This is a genomic window from Cryobacterium sp. 10I1, from assembly GCF_035019805.1.
Taxonomy (GTDB): Bacteria; Actinomycetota; Actinomycetes; order Actinomycetales; family Microbacteriaceae; genus Cryobacterium; species Cryobacterium glucosi.
Genome location: NZ_JASJVF010000513.1, coordinates 1 through 931 on the forward strand (window position 1 = coordinate 1; position 931 = coordinate 931).

At 68.1% G+C, this 931-nt stretch carries 1 protein-coding gene; it reads left to right on the top strand.

The window, feature by feature from the left end:
- Positions 1 to 27: 27 nt before the first annotated feature.
- Positions 28 to 931, top strand: a 904-nt coding sequence (locus QN345_RS19490; RefSeq protein ID WP_323509169.1) for a sugar ABC transporter ATP-binding protein, incomplete at its 3' end; no start/stop codon positions are given.

Below are 931 nucleotides of genomic sequence, written 5' to 3' on the forward strand. Positions count from 1 at the left end.
GTCATAACAGCGTAAGGACGCACTGAAATGAATCCACAACCCCTGGTCACCCTGCAGAACGTGGGCAAGACCTTCGGCCAGGTGACCGTCATCAAGGACGTCACCGTGAGCGTCTACGCCGGCCACGTACAGGTGCTCCTCGGCGAGAACGGCGCCGGGAAATCCACGCTGATCAAGATGATGGCCGGGGTATACCAGCCCGATTCCGGCGACATCGTGGTCGACGGCGCCGTCGTGACGCTCCCGACGACCCGCGCGGCGGAGGACCTCGGTATCGCCACCATCCACCAGGAACTCAACCTCGTGCCGACCATGAGTGTCGCCGAGAACGTGATGCTCGGGCGGATGCCGACCAGGCACGGCATGGTCGACCGGCGCGCCCTCCGCAACCGGGCGCGTGCCGCCCTCGCCCTGATCGGTCTCGACGTCGACGTGGACACCCCGGTCGGCGAGCTCGGCATCGCCAAGCAGCAGCTCGTCGAGATCGCCAAGGCGCTCAGCATCAACGCGCGCATCCTCATCCTCGACGAGCCGACAGCCGCACTCACCCGGCACGAGACCCAGGCGCTCTTCGCCGTGATGGCCGACCTCCGGCGCCGCGGCGTCGCGATGCTCTTCATCAGCCACCACCTCGACGAGATCGCCGAGGTCGGCGACACGGTCACGGTGCTGCGCGACGGCGAATTCGTCGCCGAGGTGCCGGCCTCGACACCGGAAGCGGAGCTGGTGCGGCTCATGGTCGGCCGCAACATCGAGGACCAGTTCCCCCGGCGCGCCCCCGTGCTCGCCGAACCGGCCGAGATCCTCGCGGTCGAGAACCTCAGCGCGAGCGGCTCGTTCAGCGACGTGAGCTTCACCGTGCACGCCGGTGAAGTGCTCGGGATCGCCGGACTCGTCGGCGCCGGTCGCACCGAACTGATCCGGGCGATCG